Origin of the sequence: Pseudomonas sp. W2I6 (genome assembly GCF_030815935.1) — a bacterium.
Lineage (GTDB): Bacteria > Pseudomonadota > Gammaproteobacteria > Pseudomonadales > Pseudomonadaceae > Aquipseudomonas.
On sequence record NZ_JAUSXJ010000001.1, the window covers coordinates 5501501 to 5524365 of the forward strand.

The window sequence follows — 22865 nt, forward strand, 5'->3', positions numbered from 1 at the left end:
GTTCCTTATTCCTGGTCTTTGTTGAGCTTGTCGAAGTGCGCGTGGCCGACTTCAGGGCTGTGGTGCTTGCCATCGGCGGCACGGCTCTGCTCGGCGCCTTTCCACAGACGCTCCAGGTCGTAGAACTGACGGGCGTTGCTGGTCATCATGTGAACGATCACGTCGTCCATGTCCAGCAGTACCCAGTCGCTGTCGCCCTTGCCTTCTTCACCCAATGGCTTGACGCCCTGGGCTTTGACCGCTTCGCGAACCTTGTCCAGCATCGCGCCGATCTGGCGGTTGGAGGTACCGGTGGCGATGATCATGAAGTCGGTGATGCTCTGCTTGTCGCGCACGTCCAGGACCTGGATGTCCTGGGCCTTCACGTCTTCCAGGGCAGCCACGGCAACCTTCACCAGCTCTTCGCCGGCCAGCTCAGGGCCGGTGTGGGCTTCTACTGGCAGAGGAGCGCTCTTGAACGTGCCTTTGCGCTTAACTTTGCTTACGTCTTTGTTCGTCATATAAAACTCGTTTTGCTCGTATGTTCGGGCGCTCGCTGCACGACTGTTCGTGCGTTCAAGCGCGCCTTTTCAGTTCGACGCACGGTAAAGTCCGTGCGCATCGATGTAGGCCAGGACCGCGTCAGGCACCAGGAAACGTACCGACTTCCCGCTGGCCAGCAGTTGACGGATCTGGGTGGCAGACACCGCAAGCGGGGTTTGCCAGACGAATGCAATATTCCCGCTCGGCCCGGTCAGGGCCAAAGGGTCACTTACCGACCGCGCCGCCAGCAGGTTGCGCAAGGCATCCGGCGATTCTGCGTCGGCATCCGGGCGTTGCAGCACCAGGATGTGGCAATGCTGGAGCAACTCTTCCCAGCGGTGCCAAGTGGGCAGGCCGCAAAACGCGTCCCAGCCCAAAAGTAGAAATAACTGGTCATCGGCGGCCAACTCGGCCCGCATCAGTTCCAGGGTGTCGACAGTGTAGGACGGTTTGTCGCGCTTGAGTTCGCGGTCGTCCACCACCAGCGGTGCAATGCCGGCCACAGCAAGGCGGACCATCTCCAGGCGCTGCTGCGCAGACACCTGCGGCGTATCGCGATGCGGCGGCCGGGCATTCGGTGCCAGGCGCAGTTCATCCAGCCCGAGGGCGTCCGCGACTTCCAGTGCACTGCGCAAATGGCCGATGTGCACGGGGTCGAAGGTGCCGCCGAGCAGCCCGATGCGTTTACCCATCAAGTGCGCACATGACCGTCACCGAACACCACGTACTTCTCGCTGGTCAGCCCTTCCAGGCCAACCGGGCCGCGTGCGTGGAGCTTGTCGGTGGAGATACCGATCTCCGCCCCCAGGCCGTACTCGAAGCCATCGGCAAAGCGCGTCGAGGCGTTGACCATCACCGAAGCGGAATCCACTTCGTTGAGGAAACGCCGGGCATCGCTGAAATGCTCGGTGACAATGGCGTCGGTGTGCTTGGAGCCGTATTGATTGATGTGCTCGATGGCCTGGTCCAGGTCGTCGACAATGCGGATCGACAGGATCGGCGCCGTGTATTCGGTGTACCAGTCCTGCTCGGTGGCCTCGATCACGTCGCTGCCGAGGATCGCCCGGGTACGCTCGCAACCACGCAGTTCAACGCCCTTGTCGCGGTAGATGGCAGCCAGCGGCGGCAGCACGCGATCGGCAATGCCGACGTGCACCAGCAGGGTTTCCATGGTGTTGCACGGGGCGTAGCGGTGAGTCTTGGCGTTGTCGGCAATGCGGATCGCCTTGTCGAGGTCGGCGGCGATGTCGATGAACACGTGGCAGACGCCGTCCAGGTGCTTGATAACTGGCACCTTGGCATCACGACTCACGCGTTCGATCAGGCTCTTGCCACCCCGTGGCACGATCACGTCGACGAACTCAGGCATGGTGATAAGCGCACCAACGGCAGCGCGGTCAGTGGTCTCGACCACTTGCACCACTTCGGCCGGCAGTTCAGCCACGGCCAGGCCCTGCTGAATGCACGCGGCGATGGCACGGTTGGAATTGATGGCCTCGGAACCGCCCCGCAGGATGGTGGCATTGCCGGACTTGAGGCACAGGCTTGCGGCGTCGATGGTCACGTTCGGGCGCGACTCATAGATGATGCCGATCACGCCCAGGGGCACGCGCATCTTGCCCACCTGGATACCCGATGGCAGGTAGCGCATGTCGCGGATTTCACCGATGGGGTCAGGCAGCTTGGCCACCTGACGCAAGCCTTCGATCATGTCGTCGATCCGCGCCGGCGTCAGCGCCAGGCGATCCAGCAATGCAGGCTCCAGGCCATTGGCGCGACCGTTGGCCAAATCCTGTTCATTGGCGGCGCTCAGCTCGGAGCGCGAAGCATCCAGAGCGTCGGCGGCCGCCAGCAAGGCGCGGTTCTTCTGCGCAGTACTCGCACGGGCGATCAACCGCGAGGCCTGACGGGCAGCGCGACCCAGGCGGGTCATGTAGTCAAGAACGGACTCAGTCATGGTCTGGTGGGGTCTTGGCAAAGAGGAAAGCGGCAGATTATAGCTGTGACGCCGTCCTACGGACAGCGGTGAGGGGCGGATGGTCGAAATGAACTGTAAAAACCCGACGTTCAGCGGGAATTAAGGCTGGAGTTGTTATCATCCTGTCACATTTAGCCGTATTACCTTTGATCGCCATGTCCAGTTTCTCGCCGCTGATCCCCGCCAACGCCCTGCCCGACGGCTTTTTCGACCGTGACGCGCAACTGCTCGCGCGCGAATTGCTCGGAAAAGTCATTCGCCATCGTGTTGGTGATTTGTGGCTGTCGGCACGAATTATCGAAACCGAAGCGTATTACCTCGCCGAAAAAGGCAGCCACGCGTCCTTGGGCTACACAGAAAAGCGTAAGGCTTTGTTTCTGGATGGCGGGCACATCTATATGTACTACGCCCGCGGCGGTGATTCGCTGAACTTCAGCGCCCACGGTCCGGGCAATGCGGTGCTGATCAAATCAGCCTATCCGTGGGTCGACGAAGTCTCCGGCCCGGCCAGCCTGGCGCAGATGCTGCTGAATAACCCGGACGCCAGCGGCAGGCCACGACCCTCGCAAAAGCTGTGCGCCGGCCAGACCTTGCTGTGCAAGGCGCTGGGTTTGAAGGTGCCGATGTGGGACGCCAAGCGCTTTGACCAGGAACTGCTCTACGTGGAAGACGTAGGGCTGGCGCCAGCGCAGATCATCCAGACCACCCGCCTGGGCATTCCCGGTGGGCGCGATGAACACCTGATGTACCGCTTCGTCGATGCCGGTTATGCGCCGTATTGCACACGGAACCCGCTGCGCCGGGGCCAGGTCGAAGGCCGCGACTATTTTTTGATTTGAAAACATACATAAACCTGTAGGAGCCCGGCTTGCCCGGCGATAGCGGACTCAAGGACGCCATCGCCGGCAAGCCGGGCTCCCACAAGGACGATCTACAAAAGGGAGTTGATTGTATGGGCCCATGGCTCGATAGCATTACCGGCTGGCTGACCCTGAACCCGCAATGGCTGGCCGTGGCGGTGTTTATCGTGGCGTGCGTGGAGTGCCTGGCCATTGCCGGCCTGATCGTACCTGGCACGGTATTGCTGTTTGCCATCGCCGCCCTGGCCGGCAGCGGCGCACTGTCACTGGGAGAAACCCTGTTGCTGGGCTTCCTCGGCGGCGTGCTGGGCGATGTTGTTTCCTACTTCCTCGGTCGCCATTTCCACCAGAACATCCGGCGCCTTCCCGGCCTGCGGCATCACCCGGAATGGATGAGCGGCGCCGAGGCTTACTTCCAGAAGTACGGCATCGCCAGCCTGTTGGTAGGCCGCTTCATTGGCCCGCTGCGGCCGATGTTGCCGATGGTTGCGGGCATGTGCGACATGCCCTTCCCGCGTTTTGCCGCCGTGAGCCTGCTGGCCGGTGCAGGCTGGTCGGTGGCGTATCTGTTGCCGGGCTGGGCCACCGGCGCGGCCTTCCGCCTGCCATTGCCCGAAGGCTTCTGGCCGGAGGCCGGAATTGTCGCCGCCTGTCTCGCAGTGTTGATCGGCGTAAGCCTCAACAGCAGCCTGCGTGGCCATCGGCGCGCCACCCTATGGATTGGCTGCATTGGCGGCACACTGTTGATCGCGTTGTTTATCGGCTATCCCTACCTCAACGACTTTGACCAGGGCTTGATGGCACTGGTGCAGGAACACCGCGGCCCGGCGATCGACCGGGCGATGGTGATGGTGACCCAGTTCGGCGAGTTCAAGAAGATGTTTGTCGCCAGCGCGGTGCTGACCGGCCTGCTGGTGGTGGCACGGCAATGGCGCCAGGCAATCTTTGTCGGCGCCACCCTGCTGGGCGCGGCGCTGATCAATACCGGGACCAAGCTGTTTTTTGCGCGGATGCGCCCCGAAGTGCTGACCGACCCACTCACCAGCTTCAGCATGCCCAGCGGCCATGCGTCCGGCTCGTTTGCATTCTTCCTGGCCTTGGCAGTGCTTGCCGGTCGCGGTCAACCGACACGACTGCGCCTGACCTGGCTGGTGCTTGGCTGCATTCCCGCCGCCACCATCGCGATTTCCCGGGTGTACCTGGGTGCACACTGGCCGACGGACATCCTGGCCGGCACCCTGCTGGCAATGACGGTGTGCGCCTTCAGCCTGACGTTAAGCCAGCACCGCAGCCTGTTGCCACCGATGCCGCCGAGAGTCTGGTGGCTGATCCTGCCGGTGTGTGGCGCGGTGCTCGGGTTCATTGCGTTTACCGGCACTTCCCACGCGCTGCTGAGGTATGCCTACTAGGCAGGCCCCAGCCAATCCAGGGGTGCAGCGCGGCGTTCGACGCTGCGCTCGCGCCGCTCCAGAAGCATTTCGTCAGCCATCTCCGCGGCGCGTTCGGCGATGTACTCCGCGCCGCGACCGTCGTTCATATGAAGAATTTGCGTGGTGACGGCCATAAAAAACGCATCCCACACGACTTGCTCCGATTGCGAAAGCCGAATCATCCTTTCCCCCTGATCATCGTTACGTGACTGCCAACTATTTCAGGCAACGGGATCAGGACAACCACGGAAAATCTGAAGACCGGGAAGGACAAGTCCGAGTGACACTCGCGGGTCAGGTGAACAGCTCGCCCTGCAACTCATCCAGCAGCAACTGGATCGCGTCCAGGCGCTGTTGCGGATCATCGAGTTGCAACAGGTCGATCTTGTCGGCCTCGGTAAAGGGCAGCAGATAGGCCAACTGATTGCCCAGGGCTTGCTGGCCATCGGCGTGGGTGCCCATATCCAGGGACGCCACCATCGGATGCTCGGCCAGGGCATGAAGCAACGCCAGCAAGTCAGCGTCTTCCTCTTCCAGCGGTTGCTCGGGATGCTCGTGCAGCCATTGCACCTCGGCCACCAGCAACTGGTCCTTCTGCACACCGGCATCACGCACGCGGAAACGCCGGCCACCCTCGACCCGAATCCCCAGCAGGCCATTGTCCTGCTGCTTGAAGTCGCGGATCAGCGCCTCGCAGCCAATCAACGCATAGCCATCCGGCGCCAGCCCCACTTCCTTGCCGTCGAGGATGCACACCACGCCAAAGCTTTCGCCCTTTTTCATGCAGCGGCTGATCATGTCCAGGTAACGCGCCTCGAACAGCTGCAGGTCGAGGGTGCACCCGGGAAACAGCACGGTATTGAGCGGGAAAAGCGCCAGACTCATAAAGGTTTCCTTAAACCCGACTTAAATAACCAGCGACACGGCCAACGGCAGGAACACCGCCGTGGCCACGCCCATCAGACTCATGGCCAGCGCCGCAAAGGCGCCGGTCTCTTCGCTTTCCTGCAAGGCCACCGACGTACCTACGGCGTGGGCGGTCATGCCCAGCGCCATACCGCGCGCTTCGGGGCTGTGCACGCCCAGCCGTGACAGATACGCCGGACCGATCATCGCGCCGATCACCCCGGTGATCAGCACGAACACCGCCGCCAGTGCCGCCACGCCGCCGATCTGCTCGGCCACCAGCATCGCAATCGGTGAGGTCACGGACTTGGGTGCCATGGTCATCAGCATCATGTGTTCGGCGCCAAACCACCAGCCCAACAGCACGCACAGGCCGGTGGCCAATACGCCTCCCACCACCAGCGTAGTAAAAATCGGCCAGAACAATTGGCGAATTCGTCGCAGATTCAGGTAAAGCGGCACCGCCAGGGCTACCGTCGCCGGGCCCAGCAGGATGCTCATGATCTCGGTGCTCTTGCGGTACTCGACGTACGTCAGGCCACAGCCGAGCAACACGCCGATCACCAACAGCATCGACACCAGCACCGGTTGCAGGAAAATCCAGCGGGTTTTCTCGAAACCGGCCAGCACCAGTTGATAGGCGCCGAGGGTGATGCCGATGCCGAACAACGGGTGATGAATCACGGCGGCCCAGGCGCCCTGCCAGTCCAGTGTCATTGGCCGTCCTCCCGCTGCGCCTGGCGCTTGACCAGTTTCTGCATCAGCACGCCGACAAAGCCCATGGCGATCACCAGCGACAACACCAGCGCGCCGACGATGGCCCAGAAGTCGGCGGCGATGTCCTTGGCATACACCATCACGCCGACCGCAGGCGGCACCAGCAGCAATGGCAAATAACGCAGCAGGCTGCTGGCCGCCAGGTTCAGGGGCTCACCGACTTCGCCGCGCCATACCAGGAAGGCCAGCATCAGCAGCAGCCCAATAATCGGCCCCGGCAGCACCGGGACAAACAAATGATTGATCGCCGTGCCGAGCAATTGAAACAGCACCAGCCATGTCAGACCGCGTAACAGCATCCGTTCTTCCCCCCCAAAGCGTGTCGGCATTATAAGCACGCTGCCTCTATGGAGCGGCATTCGCCAAAAGCATGGTGGGTTGACCGGGCCAAGTGCCCGTGATGATCTACATTGGTTCTCTGGACCTGTCCAAAACTACAAAAACGATGAAGCCAACCGAGCAAAGAAGGAGAGTCGCAATGCCCTCAGTACCCGTAGCGCAACTCAAAGAATATGTCGGCAAGGAACTGGGACGTTCTGCATGGCTCACCATCGACCAGGAACGTATCAACCTGTTCGCGGAAGCCACCGGCGATTTTCAGTTCATCCACGTCGACCCGGTGAAAGCCGCCCAGACCCCGTTTGGCGGCACCATCGCCCACGGTTTCCTGTCGCTGTCGCTGATACCCAAGCTGATCGAAGACATCCTGATCATGCCCGAAGGCCTGAAGATGGCGGTCAACTATGGCCTGGACAGCGTGCGCTTCATCCAGCCGGTGAAGGTCGACTCCAGGGTGCGCCTGGCCGTGACCCTGACCGACGCCACCGAGAAAAAACCTGGGCAATGGTTGCTTAAAGCCACCTGCACCCTGGAAATCGATGGCCAGGAAAAACCGGCCTACATTGCAGAATCGTTGTCACTCTGCTTCGTCTGAAGCCTGGCTGTGGTGAGCCCGTCCGCTCACCACAATTCATGTAAATTTATGTATAGATCTCGCAGCTGCGGCATACTCGGCGCTCAATTATCCGGATCCCGCTATGCGCCCACTCGCTCCCCTTGCTCTTGTCCTGTTGCTCACCGCGTGCGGCGACGGCGAATCGCTGTTGCCGCCCGATGCGCGGCTGCCCGATGGCGGTCGTTACCGTGGCGATGTGGTCAATGGCTTGCTGCAAGGCCAGGGCCGGGTGGATTACCCCAATGGCAGCTGGTACGCGGGCCAGTTCGATAAAGGCCAGTGGCACGGCCAGGGCGAATGGCATGGCAGCAACGGCGAGGTCTATAAAGGCCAGTTCCAGCAGGGCCTGTTCGACGGCCAGGGCAGCCTGACCACGTCGGGCAACAGCTACGTCGGCGGGTTCAAGCAAGGCAAACGCAACGGCGAAGGCACCCTCAAAGAAGGGCAGATGACCTATCGCGGCGAATTCAAGGACGACCAGTATTCCGGCCTCGGCCGCCTCGAGCTGGCCGACGGCAGCCAGTACCAGGGCCAGTTCGCCCACGGCAAGCCCAACGGCGAAGGCCAGCGCAACGACGACAGCGGCAACCAGTTCAGCGGCCGCTTCGTCGATGGCCAGCTGGAGGGCAACGGCACCTTCAACAGCGCCGACGGCGACATGTACATCGGCCATTTCAAACAAAACCAGCTCAACGGCAAGGGCCGCTACGAAAACGCCGACGGCGACGTATGGATCGGCGAATTCAAGGAAGGCGCCCTCAGCGGCAAGGGCGAACTGATCGGCGTCGATGGCAGCCACTACGTCGGCCAGTTCGTCGACTGGCGCTTCACAGGCACAGGCCGCCTGAACCTCACCGACGGCAGCTTCTATATTGGCGGCTTCGACAGCGACAGCTATCAAGGTCGTGGCACTTTGGTGCTCACCGACGGCACCGTGCAGGCCGGCACCTGGGTCAACGGCATGCGCGTGCGCGACGCCGAGGGCAAATTGTTGCCTGACCCGCTGGAAATCGGCCTGTTTGCCCAGGGCCACTTGCTGGATGCCGCCCTCGCCGCCGTGCCCGCGTCCAAATCGGGGGTGGAGCTGTACACCCTGGTGGTGGCCGGCGACGGCAAACAAAGCGTGTTCCTGCGCGAAGCCGACTACGTCAGCAACATGCTTGCCACGCGCTTCGGCGCCTACGGCCAGATCCGCCTGGTGAACCATCGCGACCATATTGCCGACCGCCCGATGGCCACTCGCGAAAGCCTGCGCCGCGCGGTCCAGACCCTGGCCGAACGCAGTGGCCCGCAAGACCTGGTGTTTATCTACCTGACCAGCCACGGCACCCACGAGCACGAACTGGTGCTCGACCAGCCGCGCATGGAGCTGGCCGACCTGCCGGCCGATGAGCTGGCCGCCGTGCTGGCACCGCTGAAGAACCGCGACAAGATCATCGTGATTTCGGCCTGCTACTCCGGCGGGTTCATCCCGGCCCTGAAGGACGAACACACCCTGATCATGACCGCCTCGCGCGCCGATCGTGTGTCGTTCGGCTGCTCCGAAGAGGCCGACTTCACCTACTTCGGCGACGCCCTCTTCGCCCAGGCCTTCAACCAGACCGACGACTTGCAGCAAGCCTTCAAGCTGGCACAGACCCACGTCGCCGAACGCGAACAGGCGGACAACTTCGAAGCCTCCGAACCGCAGATCTGGGCCCCCAAAGGCGTAATCGCCCATTGGCAATTATTACGCAAACAGCAGGCACGAAAGGCGCTCGAAAGCGTCTCAATGAATAGCAAGGAAGCCAAGAGCAACTAAGCTGAATCTGTATCAAGGGGGAAACATCATGTACCTGACGCCTCAGCATATCTTGCTCGCCGGAGCCTCCGGCCTGACCGGGGAGCACCTGCTGGACCGCCTGCTCAACGAGCCGACCGTGACCCGCGTGCTGGCACCCAGCCGCAAGCCTCTGGCCGAGCATCCACACCTGGAAAACCCGGTGGGCGACCCGGCAGTATTCCTGCCGCAACTGAGCGGCCAGGTGGACATCGCCTTCTGCTGCCTGGGCACCACCATCAAGCAGGCCGGCTCCGAAGAAGCGTTCCGCGCCGTCGACCTGGACATGGTCGTGGCCTTTGCCAAGCGCGCCCGGGAAATGGGGGCGCGGCACCTGATCGTGATCAGCGCAATCGGTGCCGACCCGAAATCCTCGATCTTCTACAACCGCGTCAAGGGCGAGATGGAACAGGCGTTGAAAGCCCAGGATTGGCCGCAGTTGACCATCGTCCGACCTTCGCTGTTGTTGGGTGAGCGATTGGAACCGCGGCTGGCCGAGCAACTGGCCGGGCCATTGTCGCGGCTGATTCCGGGCAAGTACCACGGCATTGAAGTGTGCGAACTGGCGCGGGCGATGTGGCGACTGGCGCTGGAAGAGCAGGATGGGGTGCGGGTTATAGAGTCGGACGAGCTGCGCAAGCTCGGCAAGTAACCCGTATTCCAGGCCGAACACAATCAAAATGTGGGAGCGGGCTTGCTCGCGAATGCGGTGGATCAGTCAATGATACAGTGACTGATCCACCGCATTCGCGAGCAAGCCCGCTCCCACATTGGATTTCTGTTAATACTGGGATTAAGTACTACAGCCCGCCCGTCGCATTGAACCCAACCCCCAGCACCGTCAGCACCGACAGCGGCAACAGCAGCGTGTCGAGCAAGGCACTGGCCGGCAGGTCGACATGGGGATAGCTCGGCGCCTCGGCCCCAAAACGGTCCATCGCGCAGCACCCGCCCTGAATCGCATACATGTCCAGCCGCGTGCCGGCATACACCACCGGCGCGCCGGGCTGGGCTGCGTCCAGGGTTCGCGCAGTCGCACACCCGGTCAGTTGCAGCGCCAGCAGCACCATCAATAGTTTATTCATCACTGCTCAAATGGTGCTCGCCCCAGCGCGGCAGCATGTCCTGGGGAATGTTCAGCAGGTTGAGAATCCGCGCCACCACAAAGTCCACCAGGTCATCGATGGTCTGCGGCTGGTGATAGAAGCCCGGCGACGCCGGCAAGATAGTCACGCCCATGTTCGACAGCTTGAGCATGTGCTCCAGATGGATGCTCGAATACGGCGCTTCGCGTGGCACCAGGATCAACTGGCGACGCTCCTTCAAGGTCACGTCCGCCGCGCGCTCGATCAGGTTGTTGCAGGCGCCCGTGGCAATCGCCGACAGGGTCCCGGTGGAACACGGCACCACCACCATCGCGGCCGGCGCACCGGAGCCCGACGCCACCGGTGACATCCAGTCTTCCTTGCCATAGACCTTGATCTGCCCCGCTGCCGCACCGGTGTACTCGGTGAGGAAGGCCTGCATCATCTGCACTTTGGGCGGCAACGCCACATCGGTCTCGGTGGCCAGCACCAGTTGCGCGGCCTTGGAGATCAGGAAGTGCACCTCGCGGTCTTCGCGCACCAGGCAGTCCAGCAGGCGCAAGCCATAGGGCGCGCCGGACGCACCGGTCATCGCCAGGGTGACGCGTTCCGGGCCGCTCACTTCAGGGCCTCGGCGAGTTTGCCATGCAGGCCGCCAAAGCCGCCGTTGCTCATGATCACCACGTGAGTGCCGGGCCTGGCCTGGTGTTTCACGTGCTCGATGATGCCTTCCAGTGAGTCGCGGCAAATCGACGGCACCGTGCACAACGCGGCGATGGCAGGCAGGTCCCAACCGAGGTTGGCCGGCGCGTACCACACAACCTGGTCGGCATCGTTGACGCTTTCCGGCAAACCATCACGGTGGGCGCCCAGCTTCATGGAGTTGGAGCGCGGCTCGATAATCGCGATCACCTGGGCATCACCCACACGCTTGCGCAAGCCATCCAGGGTAGTGGCGATGGCCGTCGGGTGGTGGGCAAAGTCGTCATAGATGGTAATCCCATTTACTTCGGCGACCTTTTCCATCCGGCGCTTGACGCTTTTGAACGCGCTCAAGGCCGCAATGCCCATGGACGGCACCACGCCGACATGCCGCGCAGCCGCCAGGGTGACCAAGGCATTGGCGACGTTGTGCTGGCCGGTCATGTCCCAATCGACGATGCCTTGGGCGACGCCTTCGAACAGCACTTCAAATTTGGAGCCATCTTCGCTCAGCAGTTTGACCTGCCATTGGCCGCCAGCACCGGTGGTTTGTACCGGGGTCCAGCAGCCCATCTCGATAACTCGCTGCAGGGCAGGTTCGGTGGTGGGGTGAATCACCAGGCCTTCGCTGGGAATGGTGCGCACCAAGTGGTGGAACTGCCGCTCGATGGCCGCCAGATCAGGGAAGATGTCCGCGTGATCGAACTCCAGGTTGTTCAGGATCGCCGTACGCGGGCGGTAGTGAACGAACTTGGAGCGTTTGTCGAAGAACGCGCTGTCGTATTCATCGGCTTCGATGACAAAAAACGGGGTGTCGCCGAGGCGCGCCGACACCGAGAAATTCTGCGGCACGCCACCAATCAGGAAGCCCGGGCTCATGCCCGCATGCTCCAGCACCCAGGCCAGCATGCTGCTGGTGGTGGTCTTGCCATGGGTACCGGCAACGGCGAGTACCCAACGGCCTTGCAACACATGGTCGGCCAGCCATTGCGGGCCAGACACGTACGGCAAACCTTTATTCAGTACATATTCGACTGCCGGGTTACCGCGCACCATGGCATTGCCGATCACGACAAGGTCCGGGACCGGGTCGAATTGCGCCGGGTCATAACCTTGGGTCAGCTCAATGCCCTGGGCCTGCAGTTGCGTGCTCATGGGTGGGTAAACGTTGGCATCGGAGCCAGTAACATGATGGCCCAGTTCTTTGGCGAGCACCGCCATGGAGCCCATGAACGTGCCGCAAATACCGAGAATATGAATGTGCATAGTCGACCTCGTAAAACATCGAGGCAGGTTAGCGCAGGGAAGGGAAAATCGCACTCTTTAGCTGTAGCACGCAGGCCTTTGGGGGGTAGCCGCCATTGTTTGTCAGAGCGTAGGGGAATATTCGATAAGTCCGGTGCCACAGGATGCATGCATGGCATCGGACCCATCGCCAGTTTGACTGAGCATCATCCATGACTCGAAAGTTTACGCGGGGTTATGTCACACGACTTTTGTTTCGGCAGACTCTGCCGGTAATGACAGCGTTCCCATGTGCAACAACTTCCCTATGAACTTGTTTAATGCGTCGAATTTTTTATCAATAACATCCAGACGGCCTTTGTCATCGGTGCCGTCTGCGGGAGTGGCAATGTAAGGCCGGAATACCATGTCGTTTTCGTCCGCCAGTTTTTTAAGCTGTTCCTCCGCAGTTTTATACAAGGCCTCAAGCGTTTCGAGGCGCTCGCTTGGCGTACGCGACGAGGAGTCGCTCATTTTAAGTGCCGGAGCATTCGTTCCTTGACGCATTGCCATAATATTGTTGGCAATGACTTCCATGCGCAACTCGGCCAGGCCCAAGCGCGCGGTCGTGGCACCCGTGTCGGTGTCCTGCGTGGCGACGACCGATGTTGTCCCGTCGGTTTTCGCGGCAGGCACCTGCGTGCTTGGAGCCGGCTGGTGAGCCGGAGGGAGCAGTGGCGTATTGTTTGTAAACTGCGCCTTGATTGTCTCGCCAGACCAAACCGAGCCTGCGTAGGTACCAATACTCAGGGGAGCGCTGACCAATCCGCTTACACCCGCACTGACAAAGGCGTCGCGGGCTACCGTCGCAGCCTGGGGCGAGGTGTCGAACACCTTAGCCTTGACCAGGCGATCAGCAACCATCAGGTTTTGAGTCACCTGTGCCATATCTTTAGGATCTGCGCTGGCCTGAGGCTTGAACGGCCGGTTGGCAGACCCTTGGTTCATCAATTTTTGTTGTGTCAGCGTTTGAAAGGTATTGGTTTTCTCGGGCTTGGGTTGGGGTGTGGGGGTTTCTGTGGCCGGATTTTTCCCTAACCGGGGTTTAGGTTGGGGAGCTTTTGGAGGGGTGTTGCCCTGGCCGCCGGGACGTACTACCGGAGGCGTTACACCGCCATTGCGCGTGACCGGTGGTGTATTCACTGGAGGTATATTGACCGTGGTGGGCCGAGATCTAGTAATGTTCATGGTTATTATCTCACTTGTTGTTACTATTTACGCATAAGCGCTATCAGCGAGTTATCGAGAAAATCGATAACCGCCAACTTAGTAACTAAACAGATAATGAACGTTCCAGAAGACAGTCACCTACGCACAAAAATACATGACAAAACATTAATACGGTGCGACGCCAATTATTTAACGCACAGTCGCTCACAACACAGATTGATCACTCACAGTCAGAACAGTTAACGTCATCATTAAACCTGACGCGCTATACCATACTTACGTAACTTTCTATAAAGCGTATTTCTACTGACTCCAAGCACGGTCGCCACGTGCGTCATATGCCAGCGTTGCTGCACCAATGTTGCCAGCAATGCCTGGCGCTCGGCAGCATCCAGCAATGAGTTTGCCGGTTCACTCACCGCCACCGGAACGGTTTGCACGGCACGAATCTGTGCAGGCAGGTCATCAAGCCTCACCCGCCCGTCCTCACACAGTGCGGCGAGGGTGCGCAACACCGTGCGCAACTGCCGCACGTTGCCCGGCCACGCGAACGCCAACAGGGCCTGGCGGGCCTCGCCGTCAAGCTGCACCGCCTGATCTCCCGCTTCTTCGGCCAGCAGGAAGTCCAGCAGTTGCAATTTGTCACTGCGCTCGCGCAACGGCGGCAAGGCCACTTCCAGGCCATTGAGCCGGTAATACAGGTCTTCACGAAAACTACCGTCCTGCACCCGATCAAGCAGATTACGGTGGGTAGCGCTGATAATTCTGACGTCCACCGCTTGCGGTTCACCGCCGATGGGCACCACCAAGCGGTCTTCAAGCACCCTTAATAGCCGGGTTTGCAAAGCCAGCGGCATATCGCCGATTTCATCCAGAAACAACGTGCCACCATCTGCCTGCTGCAGCTTGCCGCGCATGCCTTCCTTGCGGGCGCCGGTAAAACTGCCGCCGCGATAACCGAACAGCTCGCTTTCGATGAGGCTTTCCGGGATGGCTGCGCAGTTGAGGGCCACAAAGGCTTTATCTGCGCGCAGGCTTGCATGGTGCACGGCCTTGGCAAACGCCTCTTTGCCAGACCCGGTTTCCCCTTGGATCAGCAAAGGCACATCACGCTCGAACACCCGCAAGGCTCTGCGGAAATCGTTTTGCAGCGCCGCGTCTCCAAGGCAAATGCCCGGCAATCGCGGCCGCTCCGGCAAGGCGTGGGCCACCGGCACCGGTACGCTGCGTGGCTGGCCGCGCAACACCGCGAACAAGCCACGGCCATCGCGGGTACGCAGGGGCCAACTGGCGCTGGCGTTCGCGCTGGCACGCCCGAGCAACTCATCAAGCGAACAATCGAAAAACGCCTCGACCGGCTGCCCCAACAACCCGCCACGGATTTGCCCGAGCAGGTTCAACGCACTCTGGTTAACCGCACAAATGCGCCCTTCACCATCGAACGCCAGCAGCCCTTCGCTGAACAGGCCCACAGACTCTGCCTGCAAATGAAAGCGCAGCAACCAGTGGTGCTCAAAATGGCGCAGGAAGTAACAGCTCTCGATCATCTTCGCCGAAAGATTGACCAGCGCCATGGTGTGGAACTGGCTCTGGCGCGACACCGCCTCCCGGGCCGAAGACACATCCAGCACCGCCAGCAGTTCGCCATGAGGGTCGAACACCGGGCTGGCCGAGCAGGTCAGGCCGGTATGTCGGCCACGAAAGTGTTCATCGCGATGAATCGTCAGGGACTGGCGCTCCACCAGGCAGGTGCCGATGCCGTTGGTGCCTTCGCAGGCCTCGCTCCAATCGGCACCCAGCCACAGCCCGGCACCCTCGAAGATCTTGCGCTCGCTGGGGGCGGTGACGCAGTTGAGGATCACCCCGCGGGCGTCGGTCAGCAGCACCGCATGGCCGGCGCCGGAGAGCTGTTGATGCAGGCTGTTCATTTCATTGCCGGCGATGCTCAGCACTTGTTGCAGGCGTTCGCGGCTTTCCAGCAGGCGGCCATGTTCGAGCACCGTGGGCGCGATGGTCAGTGCGGGGTCGAGGTGATAGTCCTCAAGACAACGCAGCCATGAGCGGGCGATGGACGGATCGCTGCCGGGGCCATGCAGCGGGTCCTGCCCACGGGTGACCGTCAGGACTTGTTGGGCATGGCGACTGAAATGATCGTTTTGCATGTTCTTATTATTCTCCCTGCGTGAAGTACACCGCGCGCGAGTGCCCAGCATCCTCCAGCGTCCCGACCATTGCAATCCCGGGCAGACCCACCGGTCACAGGCTGTACCGCTTATGGCACAAACTGTCACCCAGGCTGTACCAAGCTTGCCACAGCAACGGTTTGCAACAACCTCTAAACCCTTGATTTACAGGCTCTACGAGGCACTGGCCCGACCTTTGCTCTACGCTTTAACAAGCACAACCGTGCGTCCTCCAATAAACACAAAAAAGCCAGGAGATACCCACCATGCGTTACGCACACCCCGGTACTGAAGGCGCGATCGTTTCGTTCAAGGCCAAGTACGGCAACTACATCGGCGGTGAGTTTGTCGCGCCGGTCGATGGCAACTATTTCACCAACACCTCGCCGGTCAACGGCAAGCCCATCGCCGAATTCCCGCGCTCCACTGCCAAGGATATCGACAAGGCCCTGGACGCCGCCCACGCCGCCGCTGACGCCTGGGGCAAGACCTCGGCCCAGGACCGCTCGCTGGTTCTGCTGAAAATCGCCGACCGCATCGAACAGAACCTCGAACTGCTGGCCATCACCGAAACCTGGGACAACGGCAAGGCCGTGCGCGAAACCCTGAACGCCGACATCCCGCTGGCCGCGGACCACTTCCGCTACTTCGCCGGCTGCATCCGCGCCCAGGAAGGCAGCAGCGCCGAGATCAACGAACACACCGCCGCTTACCACTTCCACGAACCGCTGGGCGTGGTCGGCCAGATCATCCCGTGGAACTTCCCGCTGCTGATGGCCGCCTGGAAACTCGCGCCAGCCCTGGCCGCCGGTAACTGCGTGGTGCTCAAGCCTGCCGAGCAAACCCCGCTGGGCATCAACGTGCTGATGGAACTGATCGGCGACCTGCTGCCGCCGGGCGTGCTGAACGTGGTGCACGGCTACGGCAAAGAAGCCGGCGAAGCCCTGGCCACCAGCAAGCGCATCGCCAAGATTGCCTTCACCGGCTCCACGCCAGTGGGCTCGCACATCATGCACGCGGCCGCCGAGAACATCATTCCGTCCACCGTTGAGCTGGGCGGCAAGTCGCCGAACATCTTCTTCGCCGACATCATGAAAGCCGAACCGCAATTCATCGAGAAGGCCGCCGAAGGTTTGGTGCTGGCGTTCTTCAACCAGGGCGAAGTCTGCACCTGCCCTTCACGCGCGCTGGTGGAAGAGTCGATCTACGACGACTTCATGAAAGTGGTGATGAAGAAGGTCGAGTCGATCAAACGTGGCGACCCGCTGGACACCGACACCATGGTCGGCGCCCAGGCGTCCGAGCAGCAATTCGACAAGATTTTGTCCTACCTCGAAATCGCCAAGGGCGAAGGCGCCGAGCTGCTCACCGGCGGCAAGGTCGAGAAGCTGACCGGCGATCTGGCCACCGGCTATTACATCCAGCCGACCCTGCTCAAGGGCACCAACAAGATGCGGGTGTTCCAGGAAGAAATCTTTGGCCCGGTGGTGAGCATCACTACCTTCAAGGATGAAGCCGAAGCCCTGGCGATTGCCAACGACACCGAGTTCGGCCTGGGTGCCGGCCTGTGGACCCGCGACATCAACCGCGCGTACCGCATGGGCCGGGCGATCAAGGCCGGGCGTGTATGGACCAACTGCTACCACCTGTACCCGGCGCATGCCGCGTTCGGTGGTTACAAGAAGTCCGGTGTGGGCCGTGAGACTCACAAGATGATGCTTGATCACTATCAGCAGACCAAAAACCTGCTGGTGAGCTACGACATCAACCCGCTGGGCTTCTTCTAACTGACAACCCGCTCCCACATTTGAAATGCAATAAAAATGTGGGAGCGGGCTTGCTCGCGAATGCGGCGTATCAGTTACTGAGTTTTCAACTGACTACCGCATTCGCGAGCAAGCCCGCTCCCACATTTGATCTTCACAAGACCTTGCTACTCATTCGGCTTACTTAAGTAAGCCGGGATAAAACAATAAGAAAGGGATTCCATCATGCCCAGCGAACCGAATGGCGCTCCGGCGTCCGGGTCTTCCGTCGACTTTGAAAAGGTCGGCACCGAATACTTCCAACAACGGGAACTGAAAAAAGGCGCTGCCGGCTGGGTACTATTAGTCGGTCTCGGGGTTGCCTACGTCATCTCCGGCGACTACGCCGGCTGGAACTTCGGCCTCGCCCAGGGTGGCTGGGGCGGCATGTTCCTCGCCACATTGCTGATGGCCACCATGTACCTGTGCATGTGTTTCTCCCTGGCCGAACTGTCTTCCATGATTCCTACCGCCGGCGGCGGCTACGGCTTTGCCCGAAGCGCGTTCGGCCCCTGGGGCGGGTTCCTCACCGGCACCGCGATCCTTATCGAATACGCCATCGCCCCCGCCGCCATCGCGGTGTTTATCGGCGCCTATTGCGAGTCGCTGTTCGGCATTGGCGGCTGGATGATCTACCTGGCGTTCTACATCATCTTTATCGGCATCCACATCTTCGGCGTGGGTGAAGCGCTGAAGCTGATGTTTGTGATTACCGCCGTCGCCGCGATTGCCCTGGGTGTGTTCCTGGTGTCGATGGTGCCGCACTTCAGTGTCGCCAACCTGCTGGACATCCCGGTGACCGAGGCCAAGGGCGCCAGCTCTTTCCTGCCCTTCGGTTATGTCGGCGTGTGGGCGGCGATTCCCTATGCGATCTGGTTTTTCCTTGCGGTCGAAGGCGTGCCCCTGGCCGCCGAAGAAACCAAGAACCCCAAACGCGACCTGCCTCGCGGCCTGATCGGCGCCATTGTGGTACTGACCAGCTTCGCCCTGCTGATTTTGGTGATCGCCCCCGGCGGTGCTGGCGCCTACGCGTTGATGGCATCGGGCAATCCGCTGGTGGAAGCCTTGTCCAAAGCCTACGGCGGCTCCACGTGGATGGGCCACTTCGTCAATCTGGTGGGCCTGGCCGGGCTGATCGCGAGCTTCTTCTCGATCATCTACGCCTACTCCCGGCAGATCTTCGCCCTCTCCCGCGCCGGCTACCTGCCGCGCAAGCTGTCGCAGACCAACAAAAGCAAGGCACCGGTACTGGCCCTGGTGATCCCCGGCATCATCGGGTTCGGCCTGTCGCTGACCGGCCAAGGCGATTTGCTGATCCTGGTCGCCGTATTCGGCGCAACCATTTCCTACGTGCTGATGATGGCCGCGCACATCACCTTGCGCATCCGCCGCCCCAAAATGGACCGCCCTTACCGCACACCGGGCGGTATCTTCACCTCGGGCGTCGCCCTGGTACTGGCCTGCATCGCTGTCGTGGCGGGCTTTCTGGTGGATCCGCGCGTGGTGATTGGCGCCGCGATCATCTATGGAGTATTAATTGCTTACTTTGCTTTCTACAGTCGGCATCACTTGGTAGCAGGCACGCCGGAAGAAGAATTTGCGGCGATCCAGGCCGCAGAGGCCGCCTTGCACTAAACGCCGTAAACCTCGGCGCGGGCGCTTTACTCACATTCCGCCCGCGCCGAAAAGGAGACTCTGTATGGCAAGCTTTTCCCACGCGGTCGGTGCATTGACCTACCGCTTCGACAGCCTCAAGGACGTGATGGCCAAGGCCAGCCCGGCCCGCTCCGGGGATTTTTTGGCGGGTGTTGCCGCCCAGAACGATGGCGAGCGGGTCGCGGCGCAAATGGCCCTGGCCAACATTCCGTTGAAGCACTTTCTCGAAGAAGTGTTGATCCCGTACGAAAGCGACGAAGTCACCCGGCTGATTATCGATACCCACGATAAACAAGCGTTTTCCGTGGTCAGCCACCTGACCGTCGGCGGATTACGCGATTGGCTGCTCAGCGACGCGGCCGACGAACAGAGCCTGCGCGCCCTGGCGCCCGGGCTGACACCGGAAATGGCCGCCGCCGTGTCGAAGATCATGCGTGTGCAGGACCTGGTACTGGTGGCGCAGAAAATCCGCGTCGTCACACAGTTCCGCGGCACGATGGGCCTGCGCGGGCGCCTGTCCACCCGCCTGCAGCCCAACCATCCCACCGATGAGCCGGCCGGTATCGCCGCGAGCATTCTTGACGGCCTGCTCTACGGCAACGGCGACGCCATGATCGGCATCAACCCGGCCACCGACAGCATCGCCTCGATCTGCGCGATGCTGGAAATGCTCGACGCGATCATCCAGCGTTATGAAATCCCGACCCAGGCCTGCGTGCTGACCCACGTCACCACCTCCATCGAAGCCATCAACCGTGGTGTGCCGCTGGACCTGGTGTTCCAGTCGATCGCCGGCACCGAGGCGGCCAATGCCAGTTTCGGCATCAGCCTGAGCGTGCTGCAGGAAGGCTACGACGCAGGCCTGAGCCTGAACCGCGGCACCCTCGGACAAAACCTGATGTATTTCGAAACCGGCCAGGGCAGCGCCTTGTCGGCCAACGCACACTTTGGCGTCGACCAGCAAACCTGCGAAACCCGCGCCTATGCCGTCGCCCGGCATTTCAAGCCGTTTTTGGTGAACACGGTCGTAGGATTTATCGGCCCCGAGTACCTGTACAACGGCAAGCAGATCATCCGCGCCGGCCTCGAAGACCACTTCTGCGGCAAGCTGCTGGGCGTGCCCATGGGGTGCGACATCTGCTACACCAACCATGCCGAAGCCGACCAGGACGACATGGACACCCTGCTCACCCTGCTGGGCGTGGCCGGGATCAACTTCATCATGGGCATCCCGGGCTCCGACGACATCATGCTCAACTACCAGACCACTTCATTTCACGACGCGCTGTACGCCCGCCAAACATTGGGTTTAAAGCCGGCACCGGAGTTTGAACAGTGGCTGGCGAAAATGGGCATCTTCACGCAAGCCGACGGCAAGGTGCACTTCGGCAACAGCCTGCCACCGGCATTCCGCCACGCCTTGGCGCAACTGGGATGAAGAAGGAACCGCCCGTGCACATCGACACCCCGGAAAACAACGTGGACAACCCGTGGCTTGAGCTGCGGCGCCTGACCCCGGCGCGGATTGCCCTGGGCCGCACCGGCACCAGCATGCCTACCGGCGCGCAGCTGGATTTCCAGTTCGCCCATGCCCAGGCCCGCGACGCGGTACACCTGCCGTTTGATCATGCAGGGCTCAGCAGCCAATTGGCGGAGCGTGGCCGCGACAGCCTGCTGCTGCACAGCGCCGCCGTCGACCGTCACAGCTACCTGCAACGCCCGGACCTTGGGCGCCGCCTCAGTGATGAATCCGCCCAGGCCCTGCGGGACTATGCCGAAGCCAACCCCGGCGGCGTGGACCTGGCGGTGGTGGTGGCCGATGGCTTGTCGGCCCTGGCGGTGCATAAACATACGTTGCCGTTTCTTACACGCATGGAGGAACAAACCCACGCTGAAGGCTGGTCGCTGTCACCGGTGATTCTGGTGGAGCAGGGCCGTGTCGCCGTCGCGGATGAAGTCGGCCAGTTGCTCGGGGCAAAAATGGTGGTGATCCTGATCGGCGAGCGGCCGGGGCTCAGCTCGCCGGACAGCCTGGGGCTGTATTTCACCTACAACCCCAAGGTCGGCCTCACTGACGCCTACCGCAACTGCATCTCCAATGTGCGCCTGGAAGGCTTGAGCTACGGCATGGCCGCTCACCGCCTGCTTTACTTGATGCGGGAGGCCTGTCGCCGGCAGTTGTCGGGGGTCAACCTCAAGGATGAAGCGCAGGTACAAACCCTCGAGTCGGATGATCCCGACCTGATGAAAGGAAACTTCCTGCTCAGCCCACCGAAGGACTGATCCCTGCACGATTGCGCTTTTTCTCTGCTTTAGGCAGCATCGAGACACGGCCGCTTGTGTGGTCATACCCCATTTGGAAGTTGAGGCCTGGCATGCGGATTACTCAAGCGACCCTGGAACACCTGGACCTGTTGACCCCGCTTTTCGTCAAATACCGCGAATTTTACGGTGCGCTGCCGTTTCCTGATTCGAGCCGCGCCTTCCTGGAAAAACGCCTGCGCCGCAAGGAGTCCGTGATCTACCTGGCGCTGGCCGACGATGACGACAAGAAACTGCTTGGCTTTTGCCAGCTGTATCCAAGCTTTTCATCGTTGTCCCTCAAGCGGGTGTGGATCCTCAACGACATCTACGTCGCCGAAGACGCACGCCGGCAGTTGGTGGCCGACAACCTGATGCGTACCGCGAAGAAGATGGCCAAGGAAACTCAAGCCGTGCGCCTGCGTGTGTCCACCAGCAGCGACAACCAGGTGGCGCAGAAAACCTATGAGTCCATCGGTTTTCGGGAAGACACCGAGTTCAAGAACTACGTGCTTGCGATCAGCGATGACTGACAACTATTAACCAAACCTCATACATCTGTTGTGGGAGCCCCCTCCCACACTGACGCTGTGTCTACAATCAGATCGAAGTCGCGACATTCCCCGCTACAAAACCAGCACGCTTTTCACAACTCTATCCGTATAATGCGGACCTTTCAGGGTCGTAAGAATTACGCCACAACCTTGTAGCCCTTATTACCCGAAGCCTCCGCACAGGCCCGCTGAGCCAGGCCATTCACACAGGTGCCCTCCATGGATTTCAACCCGCTCGACCTTATCCTGCATCTCGACGTGTACCTCGACATGCTGGTGAGAAACTACGGAGTGTGGATCTACGCCATTCTGTTCCTGGTTATCTTTTGCGAAACCGGCCTGGTGGTCATGCCCTTCCTGCCGGGTGATTCCTTGCTGTTTATTGCCGGCGCCATCGCCGCAGGCGGCGGCATGGACCCGATATTGCTGGGCGGCTTGCTGATGCTCGCGGCCATCCTGGGCGACAGTACCAACTACGTCATCGGACGAACGGCCGGGGAACGCTTGTTCAGCAACCCCAACTCGAAAATATTCCGCCGCGACTACCTGCAAAAGACCCACGACTTCTACGACAAGCATGGCGGCAAAACCGTGACCCTGGCGCGCTTCCTGCCGATCCTGCGGACCTTCGCACCGTTCGTCGCCGGCATCGCCAAGATGCCTTACCCGCGCTTCTTCGGTTTCAGCGTGTTCGGCACCATCCTGTGGGTCGGCGGCCTGGTAACCCTGGGCTACTTCTTCGGCAACGTGCCCTTCATCAAGAAAAACCTGTCGCTGCTGGTGGTGTTCATCATCCTGCTGTCGCTGGTACCGATGATCATCGGCGTGTTCCGCAGCCGCTTCGGCCGCAGCTCTTCCGAAGCAAAGCCGCAGTAACC

23 protein-coding genes are annotated in these 22865 nt (G+C 61.0%); 11 read left to right on the forward strand and 12 right to left on the reverse strand.

Going from position 1 to position 22865, the window contains the following annotated elements; translation table 11 throughout:
- Positions 1-5: 5 nt before the first annotated feature.
- The 3 genes from rsfS to QF039_RS25455 form a co-directional block, all read right to left on the reverse strand.
- Positions 6-500: a ribosome silencing factor gene (rsfS, locus tag QF039_RS25445; RefSeq protein ID WP_003215432.1), complete on the reverse strand. Its 495-nt coding sequence runs from the start codon at positions 498-500 to the stop codon at positions 6-8.
- Positions 501-569: 69 nt separating this feature from the next.
- Positions 570-1214: a nicotinate-nucleotide adenylyltransferase gene (nadD, locus tag QF039_RS25450; RefSeq protein WP_003215431.1), complete on the reverse strand. Its 645-nt coding sequence runs from the start codon at positions 1212-1214 to the stop codon at positions 570-572.
- Entirely contained in the window at positions 1214-2479 is a 1266-nt protein-coding gene (locus QF039_RS25455; protein WP_003215430.1) for a glutamate-5-semialdehyde dehydrogenase, read from the reverse strand. Before QF039_RS25455 ends, nadD begins: the two co-directional genes overlap by 1 nt.
- Before the next feature lie 176 nt (positions 2480-2655).
- On the opposite strand from QF039_RS25455, the gene QF039_RS25460 reads away from it, so the two are divergent.
- On the forward strand, positions 2656-3339 hold the full coding sequence (locus tag QF039_RS25460) for a DNA-3-methyladenine glycosylase (RefSeq protein ID WP_102369965.1): 684 nt from the start codon (positions 2656-2658) through the stop codon (positions 3337-3339).
- Positions 3340-3452: 113 nt separating this feature from the next.
- On the forward strand, positions 3453-4769 hold the full coding sequence (locus QF039_RS25465) for a bifunctional DedA family/phosphatase PAP2 family protein (protein WP_307521304.1): 1317 nt from the start codon (positions 3453-3455) through the stop codon (positions 4767-4769).
- Here the strand turns inward: QF039_RS25465 and QF039_RS25470 are convergent.
- The 4 genes from QF039_RS25470 to QF039_RS25485 form a co-directional block, all read right to left on the reverse strand.
- Positions 4766-4972, reverse strand: a complete 207-nt coding sequence (locus QF039_RS25470) for a hypothetical protein (RefSeq protein WP_003215427.1) — start codon at positions 4970-4972, stop codon at positions 4766-4768. The two genes, QF039_RS25465 and QF039_RS25470, sit on opposite strands and share 4 nt — an antisense overlap.
- Positions 4973-5084: 112 nt before the next feature.
- Positions 5085-5675, reverse strand: a complete 591-nt coding sequence (locus QF039_RS25475) for an LON peptidase substrate-binding domain-containing protein (protein WP_003215426.1) — start codon at positions 5673-5675, stop codon at positions 5085-5087.
- A gap of 21 nt (positions 5676-5696) precedes the next feature.
- The gene (locus tag QF039_RS25480) at positions 5697-6413 is read right to left on the reverse strand and encodes an LrgB family protein (RefSeq protein ID WP_003215425.1); all 717 of its coding nucleotides are present in this window, start codon (positions 6411-6413) and stop codon (positions 5697-5699) included.
- A complete protein-coding gene (locus QF039_RS25485) occupies positions 6410-6772 on the reverse strand; it encodes a CidA/LrgA family protein (protein WP_008436537.1) in 363 nt (120 codons plus the stop codon). Before QF039_RS25485 ends, QF039_RS25480 begins: the two co-directional genes overlap by 4 nt.
- Before the next feature lie 179 nt (positions 6773-6951).
- Between QF039_RS25485 and QF039_RS25490 the strand changes: the two genes are divergently transcribed.
- From QF039_RS25490 to QF039_RS25500, 3 genes are all read left to right on the forward strand, one after another.
- Positions 6952-7407, forward strand: a complete 456-nt coding sequence (locus QF039_RS25490; RefSeq protein ID WP_003215423.1) for a MaoC family dehydratase — start codon at positions 6952-6954, stop codon at positions 7405-7407.
- 103 nt (positions 7408-7510) lie between these two features.
- The gene (locus tag QF039_RS25495; RefSeq protein WP_008436527.1) at positions 7511-9229 is read left to right on the forward strand and encodes a C13 family peptidase; all 1719 of its coding nucleotides are present in this window, start codon (positions 7511-7513) and stop codon (positions 9227-9229) included.
- A 28-nt stretch (positions 9230-9257) separates the two neighbouring features.
- On the forward strand, positions 9258-9899 hold the full coding sequence (locus tag QF039_RS25500) for an oxidoreductase (protein ID WP_003215421.1): 642 nt from the start codon (positions 9258-9260) through the stop codon (positions 9897-9899).
- A 148-nt stretch (positions 9900-10047) separates the two neighbouring features.
- Here the strand turns inward: QF039_RS25500 and QF039_RS25505 are convergent, their stop codons facing one another.
- The 5 genes from QF039_RS25505 to QF039_RS25525 all read right to left on the reverse strand — a co-directional run bounded on the left by QF039_RS25505 (position 10048) and on the right by QF039_RS25525 (position 15650).
- Positions 10048-10332 (reverse strand): YceK/YidQ family lipoprotein, encoded by a 285-nt coding sequence (locus QF039_RS25505; RefSeq protein ID WP_023659172.1) that lies wholly within the window; start codon positions 10330-10332, stop codon positions 10048-10050.
- The gene (gene ubiX / locus QF039_RS25510; RefSeq protein WP_003219402.1) at positions 10325-10954 is read right to left on the reverse strand and encodes a flavin prenyltransferase UbiX; all 630 of its coding nucleotides are present in this window, start codon (positions 10952-10954) and stop codon (positions 10325-10327) included. The genes QF039_RS25505 and ubiX overlap by 8 nt, the downstream gene beginning before the upstream one ends.
- Positions 10951-12300, reverse strand: coding sequence for a UDP-N-acetylmuramate:L-alanyl-gamma-D-glutamyl-meso-diaminopimelate ligase (gene mpl, locus QF039_RS25515; protein ID WP_003219401.1), 1350 nt, complete (start codon positions 12298-12300; stop codon positions 10951-10953). The genes ubiX and mpl overlap by 4 nt, the downstream gene beginning before the upstream one ends.
- Positions 12301-12519: 219 nt before the next feature.
- The gene (locus tag QF039_RS25520) at positions 12520-13506 is read right to left on the reverse strand and encodes a hypothetical protein (RefSeq protein ID WP_256349582.1); all 987 of its coding nucleotides are present in this window, start codon (positions 13504-13506) and stop codon (positions 12520-12522) included.
- Positions 13507-13739: 233 nt separating this feature from the next.
- On the reverse strand, positions 13740-15650 hold the full coding sequence (locus QF039_RS25525) for a sigma-54-dependent Fis family transcriptional regulator (RefSeq protein WP_177008860.1): 1911 nt from the start codon (positions 15648-15650) through the stop codon (positions 13740-13742).
- A gap of 287 nt (positions 15651-15937) precedes the next feature.
- Here QF039_RS25525 and QF039_RS25530 point away from each other — a divergent pair, with 287 nt between their 5' ends.
- The 6 genes from QF039_RS25530 to QF039_RS25555 all read left to right on the forward strand — a co-directional run bounded on the left by QF039_RS25530 (position 15938) and on the right by QF039_RS25555 (position 22863).
- The gene (locus tag QF039_RS25530; protein WP_003219398.1) at positions 15938-17458 is read left to right on the forward strand and encodes an aldehyde dehydrogenase family protein; all 1521 of its coding nucleotides are present in this window, start codon (positions 15938-15940) and stop codon (positions 17456-17458) included.
- A 204-nt stretch (positions 17459-17662) separates the two neighbouring features.
- A complete protein-coding gene (eat, locus tag QF039_RS25535; protein ID WP_003219395.1) occupies positions 17663-19111 on the forward strand; it encodes an ethanolamine permease in 1449 nt (482 codons plus the stop codon).
- 64 nt (positions 19112-19175) lie between these two features.
- Positions 19176-20570, forward strand: coding sequence for an ethanolamine ammonia-lyase subunit EutB (locus QF039_RS25540; RefSeq protein ID WP_003219393.1), 1395 nt, complete (start codon positions 19176-19178; stop codon positions 20568-20570).
- Positions 20567-21415 carry an ethanolamine ammonia-lyase subunit EutC gene (eutC, locus tag QF039_RS25545; RefSeq protein ID WP_087692359.1) on the forward strand — a complete coding sequence of 283 codons (849 nt, stop codon included), beginning with the start codon at positions 20567-20569 and terminating at the stop codon, positions 21413-21415. Before QF039_RS25540 ends, eutC begins: the two co-directional genes overlap by 4 nt.
- A gap of 92 nt (positions 21416-21507) precedes the next feature.
- Complete coding sequence (locus tag QF039_RS25550) at positions 21508-21966, forward strand: N-acetyltransferase (protein ID WP_003219389.1); 459 nt, start codon at positions 21508-21510, stop codon at positions 21964-21966.
- Between the two features lie 240 nt (positions 21967-22206).
- Positions 22207-22863 carry a DedA family protein gene (locus tag QF039_RS25555; RefSeq protein WP_003219387.1) on the forward strand — a complete coding sequence of 219 codons (657 nt, stop codon included), beginning with the start codon at positions 22207-22209 and terminating at the stop codon, positions 22861-22863.
- The last annotated feature ends 2 nt before the right edge of the window (positions 22864-22865 follow it).